We start from the raw sequence: 20,629 nt of genomic DNA, 5'->3' as shown, positions 1-20,629 counted from the left end.
TATGTGTATTTTTATTCAACCAATAGAATTATTATACAACAAATCTCATGGAAAAGGAAACAATTATGCTAGTAAAAGTTTTAAAATTGCTTTCTGGGCATGAAGACGGTTCTCAGCTTCATCAAAAACCACTGAATGAGGACCATCGATGACCTCTGCTGTTACCTCTTCGCCTCGATGGGCGGGCAAGCAATGCAAAAAGATATAGTCCTCCTTTGCATTCTTACAAAGTTCATTATTTACTTGAAATCCATGGAATGCCTCGAGTCTTTTTGAAGTTTCCTCTTCCTGCCCCATACTGGTCCAGACATCTGTTACGATGACATCTGCATCTTTAACAGCTTCTAGCGGATCATTTGTAATCACGAGCTTACATCCAGTTTGTTTTCCAACTTTAATTGCCTTCTCTGTTATTTCTCCATCAGGCAAATATCCTGGTGGACTGGCAATGCTAATATCCATTCCAACCTTCATCGCGCCTTCCATTAAAGAATGAGCCATATTGTTATTGCCGTCCCCTATATAGCACATCTTTAAGCCGGACAGTTTCCCTTTATGCTCAAGAATCGTTAAAAGGTCTGCTAACACTTGGGTAGGGTGCTGCAGGTCAGTTAAACCATTAATAACTGGTACTGTTGCATGCTCAGCTAATTCTTCGACTGAATCGTGTGAAAACGTTCGAATCATTAATCCGTCCACATAGCGCGACAACACTTTTGCGGTATCAAAAATACTTTCTCCTCTTCCAAGCTGAATATCCTTTGAACTTAAGAATATTGCATGACCGCCTAACTGCAGCATCCCTACCTCAAATGATACCCTTGTACGGGTGGATGATTTTTCAAAAATCATCCCTAAAACCTTCCCGCTTAAATACGGATGCGGTTTTCCTTGTTTTTGGAGCTTTTTCATCTCTATCGCCTCGTTTAGAAGATAGAGGATTTCATCTGTACTAAAATCGGAAAGCTGTAAAAAGCCCTTTCCTTTAAGTTTCGGCTTATTTATATTACTAATTTCATTTAATTTAATGGCCTCACCCATGAACGGCACCTCTCTCTTCCAACTTGTAATATTCATTCATAGATCGAACCTCAGAATCGGATTGAGATCCTTTTTCCAGGCCGATTATCGCTTCAATTGTATCTAAGTGTGTAAATACTGGTACCTTGTAGCGAACAGCATGCTCGCGAATCTGGAAACCAAATTTAATTTTATTTCGTCCTTGATTCGGTATATTTATGACAGCCTTCATGGACTGTTTTCGGAAAAGTTCAATGACTTCTGCATCGTCCTTAATCACTTTTTCAACATCAATTCCATGGTTTTGGAAATATGAAGCAGTCCCCTCGGTAGCAACAATCTTGTATTGTTTTATTACAAGTTCTTGAATGATAGGAAGTGATGCTTGCTTATCTCGATCAGAAATGGAACAGAAAATATAATTTTCACCTTGTTGCCAGCCAAGAGTAGGAATCGACTTTTCAAGTGCCTCTTGATAGGTTACTCCCATGCCAAGCGCTTCACCTGTTGATTTCATTTCTGGTCCTAGCACATGGTCAACACCTTTTAGTTTACTTGATGAAAAAACAGGTGTTTTTACTGAAAAATAGGATGGCTCATCCATTAGTCCCTTTGTTGAACATAGATCTGAGAGGGTCTCTCCTAATTGAACGCGTGTCGCCCATTCAATCATCGGAATTCCTGTGACCTTACTCATGATTGGCACTGTTCTAGAAGAACGCGGATTGACTTCAAGCACATTAACCTGGCCTTCATAGATAACAAATTGAATGTTCATGATTCCAATAACTGGTGCTGAATTTGCAATTTTTTCTGCATAATCTATTAACGTTTCTTTAATTTTCTCTGACAGTGAAATCGGCGGGAACACCGAGATGCTATCCCCTGAATGGACCCCAGCTTTTTCTATATGTTCAAAGATACCTGGGACGACGATATTTTCCCCATCACATATGACATCAATCTCGCACTCTAATCCAGGTAAGTATTTATCTACTAATAATGGCCACATCGTTGCTTGCGAATTTTTCTCAAGTTGCAGTATATACTGGCTCAATTCCGCTTCTGAAAAAATAGTAAACATTGATTGGCCGCCAATGACATAGGATGGGCGCACAAGGACTGGATAACCAAGTTTAGTGGCTGCTTCTATTAATTCGTCAGAATGCGAAACGGTTTGACCCTCTATATGCGGAATGTTTAAGTCTTCAAGCAACTGGTAAAATTCTTTACGATCTTCTAAGCGATCGACATTTTTTACCGTAGTACCTAAAATTTTGATCCCTTCTTCTTCCAAATCATGGGCTAGATTTATAGCTGTTTGGCCGCCGAACTGAATCAATACACCTTCCACCTGTTCTTTTTCGATGACATGAAGTACATCCTCTGCTGCGAGTGGTTCAAAATAAAGGCGGTCTGCAATCGAATAATCGGTACTAACAGTCTCAGGGTTGTTATTGATAACAACCGCTTCAAAGCCCTTTTTCTTGATCGCATTTGCCGCATGCACTGAACAATAATCAAATTCAATCCCTTGGCCGATTCGAATTGGGCCAGAGCCAATGACAAGAATCTTTTTCTTGCTCGACACTTCAACTTCATCAAACCCGTGCCAGGTTGAATAATAGTAAGGTGTAACAGCATCAAACTCAGCTGAACAGGTATCAACCATTTTATAACCAGGTTTCCAGTTGAGTTCTTTCCACTTGCTTCTTACCTGCTTTTCAGGAATAGCATATATTTGAGATAAGAGCTTGTCGGAAATATTATTTCGCTTTGCTACCTTAAGCAAGGAAACTGGAACATCGCTCCAATTATAGGAAGCTAATTCCGTTTCTAACGTAACGATTGAGCTAATTTTGTGTAAAAACCATGGATCAATCTCGGTCAACTGTCGAACATTTTCAAGTGAGATCCCTCTTCTAAGCGATTCTGCAATGATGAATAATCGCTGATCATTTGCTTGTTTAAGAAGTTCAAGCAAGTTCTTTTCATCAATTAATTTATTTCCCTCGAGGCAAAGTCCATAAACGTTCATTTCCATCGAGCGAATGGCTTTGTTTAAGGCCCCTTCAAATGTCCGATCAATCGCCATGACTTCCCCAGTTGCCTTCATTTGCGTTCCTAAGGTCCGGTCCGCTTCAGGGAATTTGTCAAAAGGAAAGCGAGGTAGTTTTACCACAATATAATCAATCGCTGGCTCAAATGATGCAAAGGTATTACCTGTTATCGGATTCACAATCTCATCCAAATGATACCCAATCGCACACTTCGCTGCCATCCTGGCAATGGGATAACCAGTCGCTTTAGATGCAAGTGCAGAAGAACGGCTCACCCTTGGATTTACTTCGATAATGTAATACTGATTCGATGCCGGATGAAGAGCAAACTGGATGTTACAACCACCGATAATCTTTAATTCTTTAATAACTTTTATAGAAGAATCACGAAGCATTTGATATTGGACATCTGTTAATGTTTGCGACGGAGCAACGACAATGGAATCCCCTGTATGAACACCGACTGGATCCATATTTTCCATATTGCAAACGATGATGCAGGTGTCATTGTCGTCTCTCATGACTTCATACTCAATTTCTTTCCAGCCTTTGATACTTCTTTCTACCAACACCTGCTGAATCGGACTTGCCGCTAAGCCTTTTTTTAGAACAGTTTCCAGTTCTTCATCATTATAAGCAAAGCCGCCTCCATCCCCTCCAAGTGTATACGCAGGGCGAATGATGACTGGAAATCCAATTTCCTTTACAAAGGACACGCCTTCCTCAAAGCTGTGAATAATCGCGGACTCTGGAATTGGTTCACCAATTTTAATCATCAAGTTACGGAACTTTTCTCTGTCCTCACCATTTTTGATAGACTCAACAGATGTTCCTAATAATTCAACATTGTATTTTTCTAAAATATTTTGTTCGTAAAGCTGCACAGTTAAATTCAGACCCGTTTGGCCGCCTAGTGTACCAATAATTCCATCTGGTTTTTCTTTCTTGATGATTTTTTCAATGGTTTCAACGTTAAGCGGTTCAATATATACCTTATCGGCAACGGCTTCATCTGTCATGATGGTGGCCGGGTTATTATTAATTAAAACAACTTCAATTCCTTCTTCTTTCAAGGCTATACATGCCTGTGTACCTGCATAATCAAATTCTGCAGCCTGCCCAATAACAATTGGACCTGATCCAATCACTAGTACCTTTTTTAAACTTTTATTTAATGGCATAAACAGTCTCTCCCATAGAAGCTATCTGAGTTACGAAATTTTTTAAAATATATTCTGTATCGCTTGGTCCTGGATGGGCTTCAGGATGAAATTGCACGGTTTGTATCTGATGGTTCTTATGCATTAGCCCCTCAATCGAACGGTCATTTACGTTTCGGTAGGTGACATCGAATTCCTTGTTGTCAATACTTTCTTCAACTACAACATAGCCATGATTTTGTGCTGTGATTTTCACTTTTCCAGTCGTAAGTTCCTTAACTGGATGATTACCACCGCGATGCCCATAGGCTAGTTTTTTTGTTTTAGCCCCATATGCAAGGGCGATTAATTGATGCCCAAGACAAATGCCCAGTGTAGGATAGTTCTGACTTATTTTTTTTATTTCTGGAAACCATTTTTTTAATTCCATTGGGTCCCCAGGTCCATTACTGAACAGGACACCATCTGGATTCAAGGCCTTTATTTTTTCATAAGGTGTATTGTATGGGACGATTGTTACCGCACAGTTTTCATCTAGCAGGGCGTTGAGAATCGACTTTTTAAATCCATAATCCATGAGCACCACATGTGGCCCTTGGTTTTTGAAATATTGTATTTTTTTAGTTGATACTTTCTCCACCCAAAATGAAGATTTTTCTGGTGCTGATATTTCGCCATTCTTGGACTGGCTTAAATACCCTTTTACCGTCCCACGGCTGCGAATGGTTTTTACTAAAAGACGCGTATCAATTCCTGCAATCCCAGGAACTCCTGCCTGCTTTAGTTTTTCCGAGAATTTATTTACGGATTGATAATGGCTCGGTGTTTCACATAAATCACCGATAATCACCCCTGATAATGCTGGTGTGATGCTCTCATCATCGATTGCGTTAACCCCATAATTACCTATAATGGGATAACAGAAGGTAATGATTTGTCCTGCGTATGATGGATCTGTGATAATCTCTTGATACCCAGTCATGCTTGTATTAAAAACCACTTCTCCTAGAGACTCTTTTTCGGCACCAATTAGTACCCCCTCAAATACTTCTCCCGTTTCCAAAGTAAGGTATCCATTCTGCAACATACTCACTCGCCTTTCTCAATACCTTGGAAAGTTATTTCCAATGCTTTAATAAATTCATTTATTTCTTCCTTTGTTACTGTTAACGGTGGTAAAATTCTCACTACATTTGGTCCGGCTGTTAAGATAAGAAGATGGTTTTCGATTGCCTTTTGAACAATTCCTAAAGCATTCGTTTCGACGACCATCCCCTTTAATAGTCCGAGTCCGCGGATATCTTTTATAAAAGAGTACTTTTCCTTCAGTTCGTGTAACTTTTTATCTAAGTACCCTGAAATTTCGTTGGCGTTATTTAATAAATTACTTTCAGTAATATGTGTAACAGTCGCGAGTCCTGCTGCTGTTGCTAATGGATTTCCTCCAAAAGTACTGCCGTGGCTTCCTGGGTCAAATCCTTTAGCGGCTTCTTCTTTTGCGATAATTGCCCCAATTGGAAAACCTGAACCAAGTCCCTTTGCAATGCTAATGACATCGGGCTCTATACCGTATTGTTCATATGCAAACAGTGTGCCTGTTCTACCGATCCCTGTTTGGATTTCGTCCACCATCAGGAGGATTTCTCTTTCTTGGCAAATTTTTGCAAGTTTACTAACCCATTCTTGGTTCGCTGGGATGACTCCACCTTCGCCTTGAACAAGCTCAAGGAGAACGGCTGCAGGCTCGAGTGTATAGAGCAGTTCTAGTGCTTCTTCATCATTAAAAGGAAGATAATTAAACCCGGATACTAATGGAAAAAATCCTTGCTGAATTTTTTCTTGTCCTGTTGCCGATAAGGTGGCTAGCGTTCTACCATGAAAGGATTGCTGAAACGTTACTATTTCAGGTGATTCCTTCCCCTTCACTTTGTTAGCATACCTTCTAGCTAACTTGATCGCTGCCTCATTTGCTTCCGCCCCACTGTTACAAAAGAAAACTTGGTCTCCACAACTATTGGCAGTAAGAAGAGCGGCCAATCGCTGCTGATTCGGTATGTTATAGAGGTTTGAACAGTGCCAAAGATTCTGTAATTGCTCCTCAAGTGCTTCTTTTACGACATCAGGTACATGCCCTAGGTTACAGGTCGCTATACCGGAAGTGAAATCTAAATACTGAGTACCCTTTTCATCCCAAACATAGCTTCCCTTCCCTTTAACGACAGTAACAGGGAATCGACTGTATGTTGCCATCACTGGAGAGGCTAGGGAGATTGAATTATTGATTGACATTACGCGATCCCCTCTTCTAAGACAATTTTTGTGCCAGTCATTTTACCATTTGTATAATCTATTAAGCTACTTTTTTCAGAGCCATTGATGATACCCACTTCGGGTATTTTGTGGACAAGACCATCAATTGCGGCTTTTACTTTGGGAATCATTCCCCCATAAATAGTCTTATTATTTATCAGTTCCTCGATTGTTGCCTTTGAGACTTTATCAAGTTTTGTCTTAGCACCATTTTTCTCAACTAGGATTCCAGGGATATCACTGATAAAACATAGGTTTGCTCCTAAAGCTTTGGCTATAGCTGAGGCAGCAATATCACCATTAATGTTATATCGTTGTCCACCTGCATCGATGCCGACTGGAGAAATTACAGGAACATTTCCTTGGGCAATGATTCCTTCGATTACTCCGTGGTTAACACCAATTACTTCCCCAACAAATCCTAATTTATCCGCATTTTTGGTTGGTTCAGCTTGTAAAAGGCAACCATCCACGCCACTTACGCCAATGGCCTTTCCCCCAACTTCGATAATGTTCCGAACAACTTGTTTGTTAACTGAACCGCTTAATACCATTTCCACTATATCTAACACTTCGTGATTGGTTACCCTAAGACCATTCACGAAGGTGGTTTCGACGTTTAGATTTTTTAATAACGATGTGATTAGTGGACCGCCGCCATGAACGATGATCGGTATCCATTCACCCGATGCATGAAGTGAAACAATATCTTCATAAAAGGATCTTGGGAGATTATCTAACACACTTCCGCCGCACTTAATGACTATATATTTCATTTTCAGGTCCTCCCTTACGTGCGGTAAGATGCGTTGATTTTCACATAATCATAAGTTAAATCGCATCCCCAGGCTGTAGCGTTATATTTACCTTGATTTAATTCAACACTTAATTTAACATTTTCCGACTCTAAGTATTCCTTCACTTCTTCCTCAACAAAGTTGCTCGGAAGTCCATTTTCGAATACTGTAAATGGTCCAATTGCCACCTTAATTGCGTTAGGTTCAACTGGTACACCACTGTAGCCAATTGCAGTAACAATTCTTCCCCAGTTTGGATCCGTTCCATAAATTGCAGTTTTAACTAGGTTGGATGAAATAATCGCTTTACCGACTGCACTTGCTGCGTTTTGACTGTAGGCACCATTTACTTGAACTTCTACTAGTTTTGTAGCACCTTCACCATCTCTTGCAATTTTTTTAGCAAGTGACTCACAAACGATTTTTAACCCTTGTTTAAAAATATTCCATTCAGGGTGATCTTTAGTTAGTGGTTCATTATCAGCCAAGCCATTTGCCATAACTAAAACCATATCGTTCGTACTTGTATCACCATCAACCGTAATCATATTGAAAGTTTGATTAGTTATATCTCTCAATGCTCCAAGCAGGTCTTCCTGGGCAATGTTTGCATCTGTTGTTACAAATCCGAGCATGGTAGCCATGTTAGGGTGAATCATTCCAGAACCCTTTGAGGTACCGCCAATGGAAACTGTTTTTCCATCGACTTTCATTTGCACTGCTATATGTTTGATACAAGTGTCAGTTGTTAGGATCGCATTCATAAAATTATTTTCATTTTCATTATCTTTATTTAGGATTTGTTTTATCCCTGCATTTACTTTATCCATCGGCAGTAGTTCCCCGATCACTCCCGTTGAAGTAACCGCTACGAGATGGTCTTGTATTCCCAGTTCGCTTGCAAAGCCCTTTTGCATAGCGAATGCATCAAGTAAACCTTGCTCTCCTGTACAGGCATTGGCATTCCCAGAGTTTACGATAATTGCTTGAATCTTATTTTCTTTTGCGATACTTTCCTGGGTAACTAACAATGGAGCTGCTTGAAAGGTGTTGGTTGTATACACTCCTGCAGATGTTGCAGGAACTTCTGAAACGATATATCCCAGATCAAGTCTCTTTCTTTTTATTCCACAATGCATGCCGCCTGCTTTGTATCCTTTAGGTAAGGTCACACTACCTTCTTCTATAATTACGATTTCATTTGTTGATGTAGCTTGTGTCAATTTAATTTCCCCCTTCAAATTTCCCTTCGTTCTATACATAAAAGGTAGTAGTTTTACTTATGGATACATTGGAATGTCTGTAAGCCCTGTTCGCTCATCCCAGCCATTCATCAAATTCACATTTTGGATGGCCTGCCCGGCAGCCCCTTTAACTAAATTATCGATAACTGAAATGATGGTCAGGCGGTTAGTTCTTTCGTCAACATGTAGGCCGATATCGCAATAATTTGAACCGAGTACCTCTTTTGTTGATGGTACATTTCCTTCTGGCCGCACTCTTATAAAATGAGAATCTTGATAAAATTGTTTATATAAATCTATAATTTTTTTTGATGAAATTTCTTCTGTTAGATTCACGTACATCGTGCACATGATTCCCCTTGTCATTGGAACAAGATGGGTAGTAAATGAAATGGTAATTGGATTACCGCTCTCATCTGAAAGTACTTGCTCAATTTCCGGAATATGTTGATGTGCTCCTAGTTTATAAGCTTTTAAGTTTTCATTGATTTCCGAATAATGGGCTGTTAAGGAAAGTCCTCTTCCAGCGCCAGAAACACCAGATTTTGCATCAATGATAATCGACTTTTCATCAGCCAAATTTGTTTTTAATATCGGAATAAGACCGAGTGTAGTCGCAGTCGGATAACAGCCCGGATTGGCTATTAATTTGGCCGGCTTTATTTGGTCTGGATAAATTTCGCTCAAACCATAGGTTGCTTGGTTTAAATATTTCTCCTCAGCAGGTGAGTGTTTATACCAAGTTTCGAATTCTTCAGCAGACCTTAGCCGGAAATCACCGGATAAATCTATACTTTTAATCCCTCTATCAACTAGTTGTGGCAAAAGTTTACTGCTCACACCTGATGGGGTTGCAAAAAATACAATATCATTCTTTTCAGACAATCTATCAACATCAAAGGTTTCTAGAGGTTGATCAACAATCTCAGAAAGATGTGGATAAATTCCGCTAAAGCTTGACCCTGATTGTGAGTTTGAAATAACTGAACCAATCTCCAAATAAGGGTGTTTATTGATTAACCTCACTAACTCAATTGATCCATAACCGGTACCACCAATAATTGCAGCCTTCAATTTACCCAACTCCTAAGTGTCATTCATAATGTATTATTATACATACATATATATAATTATTCAATAAAAAAACAGCTTAATTTTCTATTTTTATTGAAAATAATTGCCCATTTTTTTGAAAACGCTTACAAAATAGAATGGTAGATTATACAATTTTTATACATCTTTATGTATGCAAAAGACAGTGAACATGTTAAAGTTCACTGTCTTTTAAAGAACTTCTATATAAAGATTGAATCTATTTAGATATTAAAAAATCTTTTGTATTTATCGGATTGTTCGTCTATGTTTAAATTGTTTCCATTGGAAATGAATGAAACATCCAACACAAAAACCTAGAATGGCTACAAACGCTGCCACGGCGACAAGAATAGTGAACACGTAACCTAAAGTAGACCAACCAAGTAAAAAACTAATAAATCCTATTCCTAGGCATGATACTGCAATCTTTTGATTAAATTGCTGCTGATCCCAATCTTCAGGGATATAGGACTTGGGGGCTTTTCTTAAGAATAGTTTAGCAAATTGTATAACCGGATTATATCCAAATAGCAGCCCAAGTAAACCCGAAATAAACGGTACTAATAAAAACCACTCAATATTAGAAATCCAAGTTAATACAACACTTATAACAATAACCCATTGGTTTGTTCTTACAAGAGGACGAGGGATGGAACGATTATTTTCTGTCACGATTTAATTCCCACCTTTCTTATTGGAATTATATACTTAAAGTCATTTTAACTTGAATGTATTTATTTGTACAGTAATCATTTCTAAAAAAGAAAAGCACCCCAAGGAGTGCTTTTCCAATGATTATAAACTTTCATGTAACAAGTTTAATACACTTCGCAACTCCTTCACATTTACCTGTCCGGGTGCTGAGGCTTTTTTTGCTGCACCAAAAGTAACAGCAGACCCAAATACTTCTCCAGCCAATCGACTTATGACCCCTTTACCTGCCATAGACATGGTAATGAACGGCCTATCCGCAAACTGTTCGTTCATTGTATTTGTTGCATCTAAGAGGGTTAGCACATCGGCTGTACTATTTGGCATTACAGCAATTTTTGGTATATCTCCCCCAAACTCTTGTGCTTTCCGTAACCGCGAGATAATTTCCTCTTTTGTTGGCGTCTTATGAAAATCATGGTTAGAGACAATAACAAAAACATTTTTTGCATGTGCCTTTTCAATTATTGTTTTGACTTCATTTTCATCATTAAATAACTCAACATCAATGATATCCACCAGACCTGTTTCTGCGACCGTCTTGTTTAATTCAAAATAAAAAGAAGTGGTTATTTCCTTATTGCCGCCTTCTTTATGACTTCGAAAGGTAAAGATAAGTGGTGTAGTAGGCAGGAACGTGCGAATTTCAGCAAGAGCCTTTTTCACCTGCTCAAAATCTTCTACTTGGTCAAAAAAGTCTACCCGCCATTCTACTACATCTAAGTCAATTGTTTTTAGAAATTCGGCTTCTTCCTTTAATTGTACGAGTGTTTCTCCCACCAACGGGACACAAATTTTTGGCATTCCTTCCCCAATGACGAGACCTCTAACCGTTACTGTTTTAGTCATTTGTTCCCACTCCTTGTCCCATTCTACATTAGTTTTGATACCTATTTTTCCCTAGATTGAATTTAATTCGTCAATAATTTGGTCAGCAATTTCTTTTGCATCCTTGCTATCAGTTGAAATCTTCAAATGATGGTTAACATAAATATCTTGTCTTTTGTAAAAAAGATCTTCCATTTCCTCAATTGACTTTCCTTTTAAAACAGGTCGGCTCTCTATAATCAGACCTAATCTATCTTTCCAGCCCTCCAATGATAAATCTAGCAGAATAACAATACAAGATTCTAAACAGGTCTTTCTAATTTCTTCTTGTAGGAAGGCACCGCCGCCGACAGAAATAACCTTTTGTTGCTGGGACGCTAGACTTGCAATTAAACTTTTTTCTCTTTCTCTAAAAACTTTCTCACCAAATTCAGAAAAAATTTGGGACACTGGCATGTTGTATTCTTTTTCAATTTGTTCATCAATATCAATAAAATCACGATTTAGTTTATTAGCAACCATCTTGCCGATAGTAGTTTTTCCAACACCCATAAACCCAATAAAAACAATACTCTTATTTCTATTCAACATTTACGCCAAACCCCCAATTGGTAAAACAAATTATTAAGCATAATTATAATGCTATTTTGAGATTTTAGACAATTATTAATTAATCAAAAGTTAATGGTACCTGACACCAAAAGAAAGAGACCCACACAGGAGTCTCTACGTCTATTGTTTCATTTTCGGATCTAGGATGTCCCTCAGCCCATCTCCCATTAAGTTAAATCCGAGCACGGTCAGCATTATAGCGACCCCAGGGAAGAATAACGTCCATGGTGCCTGAGTGATATAATTTTTTGAATCGGCAAGCATTTTTCCCCACTCTGGTGTCGGTGCTTGTGCACCCATTCCAAGGAAACCAAGAGCTGCTGCCTCAATAATTGCTGTGGCAATCGCTAATGTAGCTTGAACGATTACTGGTGATATACTATTAGGTAAAATATGACGGAGAAGAATACGTGAATCTTTCATTCCGACGGCACGGGCAGCCATAATATATTCTTCCTGTTTAACACTTAATACTTTGGAGCGAACAAGTCGTCCAAAGTTCGGTATATTAATAACCGCAATCGCAATCAAAGCATTTTGCAGGGATGGCCCCAAAATAGAAACAACCGCAATCGCCAATAGAATACTTGGAAAAGCTAGCATAATATCAAAAATACGTGAGATAATCGCATCTACCCAGCGGCCGTAATATCCAGCTACAATTCCTAGTAATGTCCCTGCCACAACTGAGCCTAAAACTGAGAAAAAGCCAACCCACAATGATATCCTTGCACCATAAACAATACGAGAAAAAATATCTCGACCAAAGTCGTCTGTCCCAAACCAATGCTCACTTGAAGGTGGGAGCATTCGATCTGCCAACACTTGATCTTTAAAGCTATATGGAGCAATGATAGGAGCGATTATAGCAATGATAATAAAAAAGACCACAATTCCTAAACCTACTACTGCTAATTGGTTTTTATAAAATGAAATCCATGCTTCCTTCCAGGGAGGTGTCAGCTTTTCTTCAACAATTACCGTTGCCATATTTACCGGTTTTTTTGCAAGTTCCGCCACTTTAAGATCCCCCTCCTCTACTTGGTATATTTAATTCGTGGATCAACAAAAACATATAATAGATCCACAATTAAATTAATGAGTACAAAAATTGCCGCAATAATTAATATCCCTGACTGGATAACCGGATAATCTCGATAGCCGATCGCATCATATAGATATCTCCCGATTCCTGGCCAGCCAAAGATTGTTTCCGTCAATATAGCGCCTCCAAGTAAAAGACCGGTTTGCAACCCGATGATAGTTAGAACAGGGATAACGGCATTTTTTAAGGAATGTTTATAAACGACCCAGAACATGCTCAGTCCCTTTGCTCTTGCAGTACGGACATAATCTGACTTCATCACTTCCAGCATGGTTGCGCGGGTCATTCGAGCAATAATCGCCATTGGAATCGTTGCGAGTGCAATGCTAGGTAACACCAAATGCTTAATGACCGTTATAAATTGATCAAATCTTCCTTGTAAAAGGGTATCTATTAAATAAAAATTAGTAATTGCTGCAACGGGATCTCTAACATTCTCTCTTCCTGTCGTTGGAAGCCAGCCTAATTCAATTGAAAATACCCATTGCTCCATTAAACCAAGCCAAAAAATCGGTAATGACACCCCAATCAGTGCAAGAACCATCGCAACATAATCAAACCATGATTTGGAGAACCAAGCACTGACAATTCCTGCATTTACCCCCACTATGATGGCAATTAACATTGCCACTACTGTTAGTTCGGCGGTTGCTGCTAAGTAGGACCATATTTCTTCGTTAATTGGACCCCTTGTCCTGAGTGAGACTCCTAAATCCCCATGAAGTAAAGCATTAATATAATCGGCGTATTGTATGTACCAAGGTCTGTCCAACCCTAATTCCTTTGTTAACGTGACAATTGATTCTGCAGTCGCTCTTTGCCCAAGAATTACCTGAGCGGGATTTCCTGGAATAGCATGGATGATGGCAAAAACCACGAGAGTCATCCCAATTAAAACAGGTATTAAAGAAAACACACGGCGGACTGTATAAGTAAACAAATTTTTCACCTCACTGAAAAGCGTAAGCGCCTGGTTAGATGCTTTAGCTAAACAATTTTTCTACAAAAATACTGAATGTGTTTAGTTAACAAAAGGGGAGGCTAAGCTCCCTCCCCTTTCAGCCATTATTAATTCGGTCTGTTAAACTTGTCTGTTATTTAAATTCAACTTTTGTTAGTGCTTCTGATCCAGTTGGGTGCGGTAAGTAATTTGCGACATCTTTCCCTGCTGCTAACAACGGTGTAGAGTGTACAAGTGGAACCCAAGGGGCATCATCATGAATGATTACTTGTGCTTCCTCATAAAGTTCATTACGCTTTGCTTGATCAATTTCTGTTTGTGCCTTAATTAAAACGTCATGTAATTTGTCATTGCTGTACTGGGAATAGTTATTACTTCCAATACTGTCTTTATCAAGCAATGTATATAAGAAGTTATCAGGGTCACCATTGTCGCCTGTCCAGCCAAGCATGAACATATCAAATTCACCTTTTGCTGCTTTATCTAAGTAAGTTGCCCAGTCCACAGATTGGATTTTGGCTTTGACATTGATTTTGCTTAAGCTCTCTTGAATAACTTCAGCAACTTTTTGTGCTTCAGGCATATATGGGCGAGCTACAGGCATGGCCCATAGGTCAATTTCAAATCCTTTTTCGTATCCAGCTTCTTTCAACAATTGCTTAGCTTTCTCTAAATCATATGGATACGGCTCAACTGCCTTATTATAGCCTTCGATGGAAGGAGGCATTGGATTGACCGCTGCAAGGGCTTTCCCACCATAAAACGCATCAATGATTGATTTTTTATCGACAGCGTAGTTAATCGCCTGACGAACGAGTTTATTATCAAATGGTTTACGAGTGGTTGTTAAACCAATATAACCAACGTTCATTGATGGACGTTCAATTACTTGGAGGTTAGCATTTGATTTAACAGTCGCCTCATCTGAATTGTTTAGTCCATCCATCACGTCAATCTCGCCATTTGCTAGAGCGTTCAAACGTGCAGTATTTTCAGGAATCACGCGGAAAATAACTTTGTTTAACTTAGGCAAGCCTTTTTGCCAGTAGTCAGGGTTCTTCTCAAGCGTAATTGTATCGTTTTCTTTCCACTCATCGAATTTAAATGGACCTGTTCCAACTGGATTTTGTCTAAACTTATCACCGTATTTTTTAACTGCCGCAGGGCTCGCAATTCCAAACGGTGACATGGCTAAGTTCTTAAGGAACGGTGCCTGTGGTCTAAATAATACAAATTGTACTGTATTTACATCAACAGCTTTAACTTCTTTAATTACGTGTCCTTTTTCCCCTTTAAATCCACCAAACATGGTGTAATATGGGAAGCTGTCAGCATTACCATTCATCCAGCGATCGAAGTTAAAAACAACCGCGTCTGCGTTAAAATCAGTACCGTCATGGAATTTAACTCCTTGACGAAGCTTGAATGTGTAAGTTAAACCATCTGGTGTCACTTTCCACGATTCAGCAAGTCCTGGATTAATAGTAGTATCTTGATCACCATATTGAATCAATGTTTCATAAATGTTTTCTGTTACTTTGAATGCTTCACCTTCAGTTGTTGTGATCGGATCTAGAGATGTAGAATCTCCACCACGACCATAAACTAGTGTATCTTTTTTCGAACCACTTCCAGTGGCAGGATCTTTCTTGCCTCCTGCTTCTTCATTTGTTTTGCTGTTACAGCCAACTAGAAACATACTGATGGCTAATAGAGAGATTAACAGCAGTTTAAAAGACCTCTTCTTCATAAGTTTTTTTGCCCCCTTATATTTTTGTTTTTTATCATAAATGCTGCAAATCACTTGTTATATAAGTGACATGCGACAAAATGACCGTTTAGATTTTGTTCCGTAGGTCTAGTCTTTTTACAAATATCCATCACATGTGAGCATCGTGTATGGAAGGCACAACCTGAGGGAGGATTCGCAGGACTTGGAAGTTCTCCTTCTATTAAAATGGTCTCCCTCTTTATATCTGGATCCGGTATTGGCACAGCTGATAGGAGCGCTTTTGTATATGGATGCCTTGGATTTTCATATAGATCTTCACTTTCAGCTAACTCTATTAATCTTCCTAAGTACATCACGCCAACACGGTCACTGATATGGCGTACAACTCCTAAATCATGAGCAATAAATATGTAAGTAAGCTGAAATTCCTTTTGTATGTCCTTCATCAGGTTAAGAACCTGGGCCTGAATGGATACGTCAAGAGCTGAAACAGGCTCATCGGCGATAATTAGTTTTGGTTTGGTCATTAACGCTTTTGCAATTCCAATTCTTTGACGCTGACCGCCGCTAAATTGGTGCGGATACCTTTTGGCATGGTAACTGCTTAAGCCAACCACCTCAAGCATATCTCTCACTTGCTTTTTGCGTTCCTCTTTTGTCCCTATTCCATGAACAATGAGCGGCTCCTCAAGAATCTGTTCGATCGAATGTCTTGGATTAAGCGATGCATAGGGGTCCTGGAATACCATCTGGATATCTCGTCGAGTTTTTCTTAATTCGGATTTTGACATACTAGTAATCTCTTGATCTTCAAAAACAATCCTACCCTCACTTGCTTCAATCAAACGCATGAGCAGACGGCCCGTGGTCGATTTACCGCAACCGCTTTCACCAACGATTCCCAATGTTTCTCCTTTTCTAACGTAAAAGGATACATCATCAACCGCTTTGACTTCTCCTTGTTTGCTTCCAAAAAGGCCGCCTGTAATCGGAAAGTATTTTTTTAATCCATTTACTTCAAGAAGTAACTCTGACATGGTTGTCACTTCCCTTCTTCAATGTATGTAGGAAACAGCGTACTTCATGTCCGTCTTTTTCCGTTTTAAATAAACCTGGTGTTTCTTCTTGGCATTGACCGAATGCCTCTGCACATCTAGCCGCGAACCGGCAGCCCTTTTGGATTGTTCCGGGTGTAGGGACAGTGCCGGGAATACTATAAAGCCGCTCCTTTTTTCCTCTTAAATCAGGGACGGATTTTAATAGGCCCTTTGTATAAGGATGCTGAGGATTTTTGAGTATCGTTCTAACATCACCCTGCTCCACGATTTGCCCAGAATACATGACAATTACGCGTTCACAAATTTCTGCAACGACACCTAAATCATGGGTAATGAGAATAATCGTTGTATTTGTCTTTTTATTTAAGTCCTTCATTAAGGCAAGGATTTGTGCTTGAATTGTTACGTCAAGTGCAGTTGTTGGCTCATCCGCAATTAACACTCTAGGATTGCAGGCCATGGCCATTGCAATCATTACCCGTTGCCGCATACCACCCGATAGTTGATGTGGATGCTCTTTAAGGATTCCTTCTGCTCTTGGAATACCGACAAGTTTTAATAATTCGATACTGCGTACATTTGCTTCTCGCTTTGAAAGGTCTGTATGTAGTCGGATGGCTTCCATTAACTGATTACCAATTGTAAACAACGGATTCAATGAGGTCATAGGCTCTTGGAATATCATTGAAATCTGATTCCCGCGGATTTTTCTCCATTCTTTTTCGGAGATATTTTTCAGGTCTTTTCCTTCAAAAATGATTTCACCATTCTCGATTTTTCCTGGTGGAGAAGGAATCAAACCCATGGTCGCTAAAGAGGTGACACTTTTACCACTCCCCGATTCACCTACAATCCCTAGAATTTCTCCATCCTTTAACTCAAAACTGATACCATCTACTGCCGGCACGAATTTTTTCCCTGATTGAAACGATACTTTTAAGTCCTTAATACGAAGAATAGGATCCTTTTCCACATTTACACCTACCTGTACATAGATTGTTTTTATGTATTCTTTCTAATCAGAAATATAATAATATAATAAATTTTAAAATAATTATGACATATATTACTTTAGAGGTACTATCCATTTTTGTCAATTACGTGAAAAAAGTTCAAAATATTCCAGTACCACATAGTCGCGTTAATGCACTAAGGCATTTTTTTGTGTTATACACCAAATTTTTTCTTTAAATATTAAAATAATAAAAAATATAAAAGGAAATAAAAAAACCCTGTAAGACTATCGCTGTCTTACAGGGAATCTCATCTATTGTAAAAAGTTATTTTTTCATACCCGTATAAATGTGAATGGCATCCCTTAAAAATTCTGCGGTCCCTGGCTGTTGTTTATCATAATAGGCGGTGAATCTTTCATCATCCACATACATTTGTGCCAGACCTGCATGGGCTTCCTTACTATATTCATTCCAATAGTAGCATAACCATTGCTTATGGAGGTCAGCGGCTGTTTGTGCCTTTTCTCCGGCTGGATCCCCTGTTTTAAAAGCTTCAGCTAACGTTTGTGTCAATTTTTCAGCTAGTGCTGTTACCTCAGCATGTTGTTCTTGTGTCATATTCTGAAGTTTGGCATTTGACTTATTAACGGTTTCATCTCCATACTTTTCTCGAATTTCTTTCCCGTATTTTTTCTCATTTTCGTCAATCATTTTTTTCTTAAAACCCTCGAACTTTTCTATATTTGACATTTTCATTCTCCCTTCTGTTACTGCGATCGTTTTATCTACATTCGCAATTAATAATTCTAACTGTTCCTTTTTCTCAAGGAGTTTTTCACGATGTTCTTTAAGTGCTGCAGCGCCATCAAAGTTTGGAGCCGTTACAATTTCTTTTATACTTTCTAAACTGATCCCTAATTCCCTGTAAAATAAGATTTGTTGAAGACGGTCCACCTCCGCTTGACCATAAATTCTGTATCCTGATGAATTGATTCTAGCTGGCTTAAGAATTCCAATTTCATCATAATACCTAAGTGTTCTAGTACTAACACCAGCTAGACTTCCAAGCTTCTGCACTGTATACTCCATTCGTTCACCCCCTTATAAACTAACGATACACCTTTACGCAACGTCAATGTCAATCACTATTATGCCTATTTTTCGAAAAAAAGGTGCCTGACACCACAGATGGACAAATGTCCATCTGTGGTGTCAGGCACCCAATTAAGGTCTATTAGAGTGAAAAGTCCCTCTTATCTGAAATCATTTACTATTTTAAAAAAACTTTCTTTTTCCCCTTCATTAAACTGAAATTCAGTATTATCAATGTTTATAGCCTTTCATAACTTATTTTCCGAAAAAAAGTTTTTGACAATTCAAAACAACAGAAAGTATTATAGTATAATAAAAGGGAGGTTGTAACATGTCAAACATAAATAGACAGAAAATTGTGGATAGTGTACCTCAAACTGGATTTTTCGGACATCCTAAAGGACTATCTACTCTTTTCTTTACTGAATTTTGGGAGCGCTTTTCTTACTATGGAATGAGAGCCATCCTCGTTTTCTATATGTATTATGAAGTTTCTAAAGGTGGATTGGGCATTGATAAAAATCTCGCACTTTCTATCATGTCCATCTATGGATCACTTGTTTATATGTCTGGAATAATTGGCGGCTGGCTTGCTGACCGGGTCTTCGGTTCTTCAAAAGCCGTGTTTTACGGCGGAATCTTGATTATGTTTGGACATATAGCTCTAGCTATTCCTGGCAGTGTTTCTATGTTCTTTGTTTCCATGGTATTGATTGTCCTAGGTACTGGAATGCTTAAACCGAATGTTTCTTCCGCAGTAGGTGAATTATACAGCGAAAAGGACGAACGTCGTGATGCAGGTTTCACTATTTACTATATGAGTATTAACTTGGGAGCATTCTTATCCCCGTTAATCGTTGGATCGGTTGGTAACTTCCACTTAGGTTTTGGAATTGCCGCTGTAGGTATGTTCTTAGGATTAATTGTGTTCAGTCTTACAAAGAAAAAAAATCTAGGTCTTGCAGGAACGATGATTGCCAATCCAATGTCACCTGCAGAAAAGAAAAAAGTCTTCACTTTTATTGGATTAGCTGTAATTATTCTTGCTGTTTTATGTGCAGTATTAATACCAAACGGACTTTTAACTTTTGCTAGCTTTATTAATATTGTTACTTTTCTTGGTATTTTAATTCCGACGATTTATTTCGTTGTGATGTACCGTAGTCCAAAAACAACAGCTGTAGAACGTTCAAGGATTATTGCTTATATCCCGTTATTTATTGCAGCGGTTATGTTCTGGGCAATTCAAGAGCAAGGTTCAACCATCCTTGCAAGTTATGCTGATACTCGTACACAATTACATTTTGCCGGAATTGAAATTAAGCCAGCGTGGTTTCAATCTTTAAACCCGTTATTTATTATTATATTTGCGCCTGTATTTGCTTGGTTGTGGGTTAAATTAGGAAAGCGTCAGCCATCAGTACCTCAAAAGTTCTCATTATCATTATTATTTGCTGGTTTGTCATTCCTAGTTATTCTTATACCTGCTTATTTTGGCGGTACGAATTCATTGGTGAGTCCAATGTGGCTTGTTCTTAGTTATTTAATTGTTGTATTTGGAGAATTATGCATGTCACCTGTTGGTTTGTCAGCGACTACTAAATTAGCCCCTGCAGCCTTTTCAGCACAAACAATGAGCTTATGGTTCTTAGCAAGTGCTGCTGCACAAGCACTAAATGCACAAGTTGTTAAATTCTACACACCTGAAACTGAAATGACCTATTTTGGTGTGATTGGTGGAGCATCCATCGTACTAGGTATTATCCTATTAATGTTAGCACCAAAAATTCAGGGCTACATGAAAGGTATCAGGTAATTATAAAAAAAGGTGCCTAGTCTTCTCATCTATTGATGGTGAAGGCCGGGCACCTTTTTTATTTGTGATAAA

17 protein-coding genes are annotated in these 20,629 nt (G+C 38.8%); 1 reads left to right on the top strand and 16 read right to left on the bottom strand.

Annotation, left to right across the window (positions count from 1 at the left end; all coding sequences use genetic code 11):
- Positions 1–63 precede the first annotated feature (63 nt).
- The 16 genes from argF to J7E63_RS11595 all read right to left on the bottom strand — a co-directional run bounded on the left by argF (position 64) and on the right by J7E63_RS11595 (position 18,738).
- Complete coding sequence (argF, locus tag J7E63_RS11670) at positions 64–1,041, bottom strand: ornithine carbamoyltransferase (protein ID WP_215012239.1); 978 nt, start codon at positions 1,039–1,041, stop codon at positions 64–66.
- The gene (gene carB, locus J7E63_RS11665; RefSeq protein WP_215012233.1) at positions 1,034–4,261 is read right to left on the bottom strand and encodes a carbamoyl-phosphate synthase (glutamine-hydrolyzing) large subunit; all 3,228 of its coding nucleotides are present in this window, start codon (positions 4,259–4,261) and stop codon (positions 1,034–1,036) included. Before carB ends, argF begins: the two co-directional genes overlap by 8 nt.
- The gene (locus J7E63_RS11660) at positions 4,248–5,324 is read right to left on the bottom strand and encodes a carbamoyl phosphate synthase small subunit (RefSeq protein WP_215012326.1); all 1,077 of its coding nucleotides are present in this window, start codon (positions 5,322–5,324) and stop codon (positions 4,248–4,250) included. Before J7E63_RS11660 ends, carB begins: the two co-directional genes overlap by 14 nt.
- Positions 5,325–5,329: 5 nt before the next feature.
- The gene (locus J7E63_RS11655; protein ID WP_215012231.1) at positions 5,330–6,529 is read right to left on the bottom strand and encodes an acetylornithine transaminase; all 1,200 of its coding nucleotides are present in this window, start codon (positions 6,527–6,529) and stop codon (positions 5,330–5,332) included.
- Entirely contained in the window at positions 6,529–7,326 is a 798-nt protein-coding gene (gene argB / locus J7E63_RS11650; protein ID WP_215012230.1) for an acetylglutamate kinase, read from the bottom strand. The genes J7E63_RS11655 and argB overlap by 1 nt, the downstream gene beginning before the upstream one ends.
- 14 nt (positions 7,327–7,340) lie before the next feature.
- Entirely contained in the window at positions 7,341–8,609 is a 1,269-nt protein-coding gene (gene argJ / locus J7E63_RS11645) for a bifunctional ornithine acetyltransferase/N-acetylglutamate synthase (protein ID WP_215012228.1), read from the bottom strand.
- A gap of 18 nt (positions 8,610–8,627) precedes the next feature.
- Entirely contained in the window at positions 8,628–9,665 is a 1,038-nt protein-coding gene (gene argC, locus J7E63_RS11640; RefSeq protein ID WP_215012226.1) for an N-acetyl-gamma-glutamyl-phosphate reductase, read from the bottom strand.
- Positions 9,666–9,932: 267 nt separating this feature from the next.
- Entirely contained in the window at positions 9,933–10,358 is a 426-nt protein-coding gene (locus tag J7E63_RS11635) for a DUF4395 domain-containing protein (RefSeq protein ID WP_215012224.1), read from the bottom strand.
- A 123-nt stretch (positions 10,359–10,481) separates the two neighbouring features.
- Entirely contained in the window at positions 10,482–11,246 is a 765-nt protein-coding gene (gene aroD, locus J7E63_RS11630; protein ID WP_215012222.1) for a type I 3-dehydroquinate dehydratase, read from the bottom strand.
- A gap of 51 nt (positions 11,247–11,297) precedes the next feature.
- On the bottom strand, positions 11,298–11,816 hold the full coding sequence (locus tag J7E63_RS11625; protein ID WP_215012215.1) for a shikimate kinase: 519 nt from the start codon (positions 11,814–11,816) through the stop codon (positions 11,298–11,300).
- Positions 11,817–11,957: 141 nt separating this feature from the next.
- Positions 11,958–12,857: a nickel transporter permease gene (gene nikC, locus J7E63_RS11620; protein ID WP_308161944.1), complete on the bottom strand. Its 900-nt coding sequence runs from the start codon at positions 12,855–12,857 to the stop codon at positions 11,958–11,960.
- A gap of 17 nt (positions 12,858–12,874) precedes the next feature.
- On the bottom strand, positions 12,875–13,882 hold the full coding sequence (locus J7E63_RS11615) for an ABC transporter permease (protein WP_215012213.1): 1,008 nt from the start codon (positions 13,880–13,882) through the stop codon (positions 12,875–12,877).
- A 154-nt stretch (positions 13,883–14,036) separates the two neighbouring features.
- Positions 14,037–15,653, bottom strand: a complete 1,617-nt coding sequence (locus tag J7E63_RS11610; RefSeq protein ID WP_215012210.1) for an ABC transporter substrate-binding protein — start codon at positions 15,651–15,653, stop codon at positions 14,037–14,039.
- Positions 15,654–15,703: 50 nt separating this feature from the next.
- Positions 15,704–16,672: an ABC transporter ATP-binding protein gene (locus tag J7E63_RS11605; protein WP_215012208.1), complete on the bottom strand. Its 969-nt coding sequence runs from the start codon at positions 16,670–16,672 to the stop codon at positions 15,704–15,706.
- Positions 16,653–17,666 carry an ABC transporter ATP-binding protein gene (locus J7E63_RS11600; RefSeq protein WP_215012206.1) on the bottom strand — a complete coding sequence of 338 codons (1,014 nt, stop codon included), beginning with the start codon at positions 17,664–17,666 and terminating at the stop codon, positions 16,653–16,655. The genes J7E63_RS11605 and J7E63_RS11600 overlap by 20 nt, the downstream gene beginning before the upstream one ends.
- Positions 17,667–17,973: 307 nt before the next feature.
- On the bottom strand, positions 17,974–18,738 hold the full coding sequence (locus J7E63_RS11595; protein WP_215012205.1) for a MerR family transcriptional regulator: 765 nt from the start codon (positions 18,736–18,738) through the stop codon (positions 17,974–17,976).
- A gap of 334 nt (positions 18,739–19,072) precedes the next feature.
- Between J7E63_RS11595 and J7E63_RS11590 the strand changes: the two genes are divergently transcribed.
- Positions 19,073–20,557, top strand: a complete 1,485-nt coding sequence (locus J7E63_RS11590) for a peptide MFS transporter (RefSeq protein ID WP_215012203.1) — start codon at positions 19,073–19,075, stop codon at positions 20,555–20,557.
- Positions 20,558–20,629: the final 72 nt, after the last annotated feature.

Source organism: Bacillus sp. ISL-75 (assembly GCF_018613095.1).
This window is presented reverse-complemented; position numbering and strand designations above follow the sequence as displayed.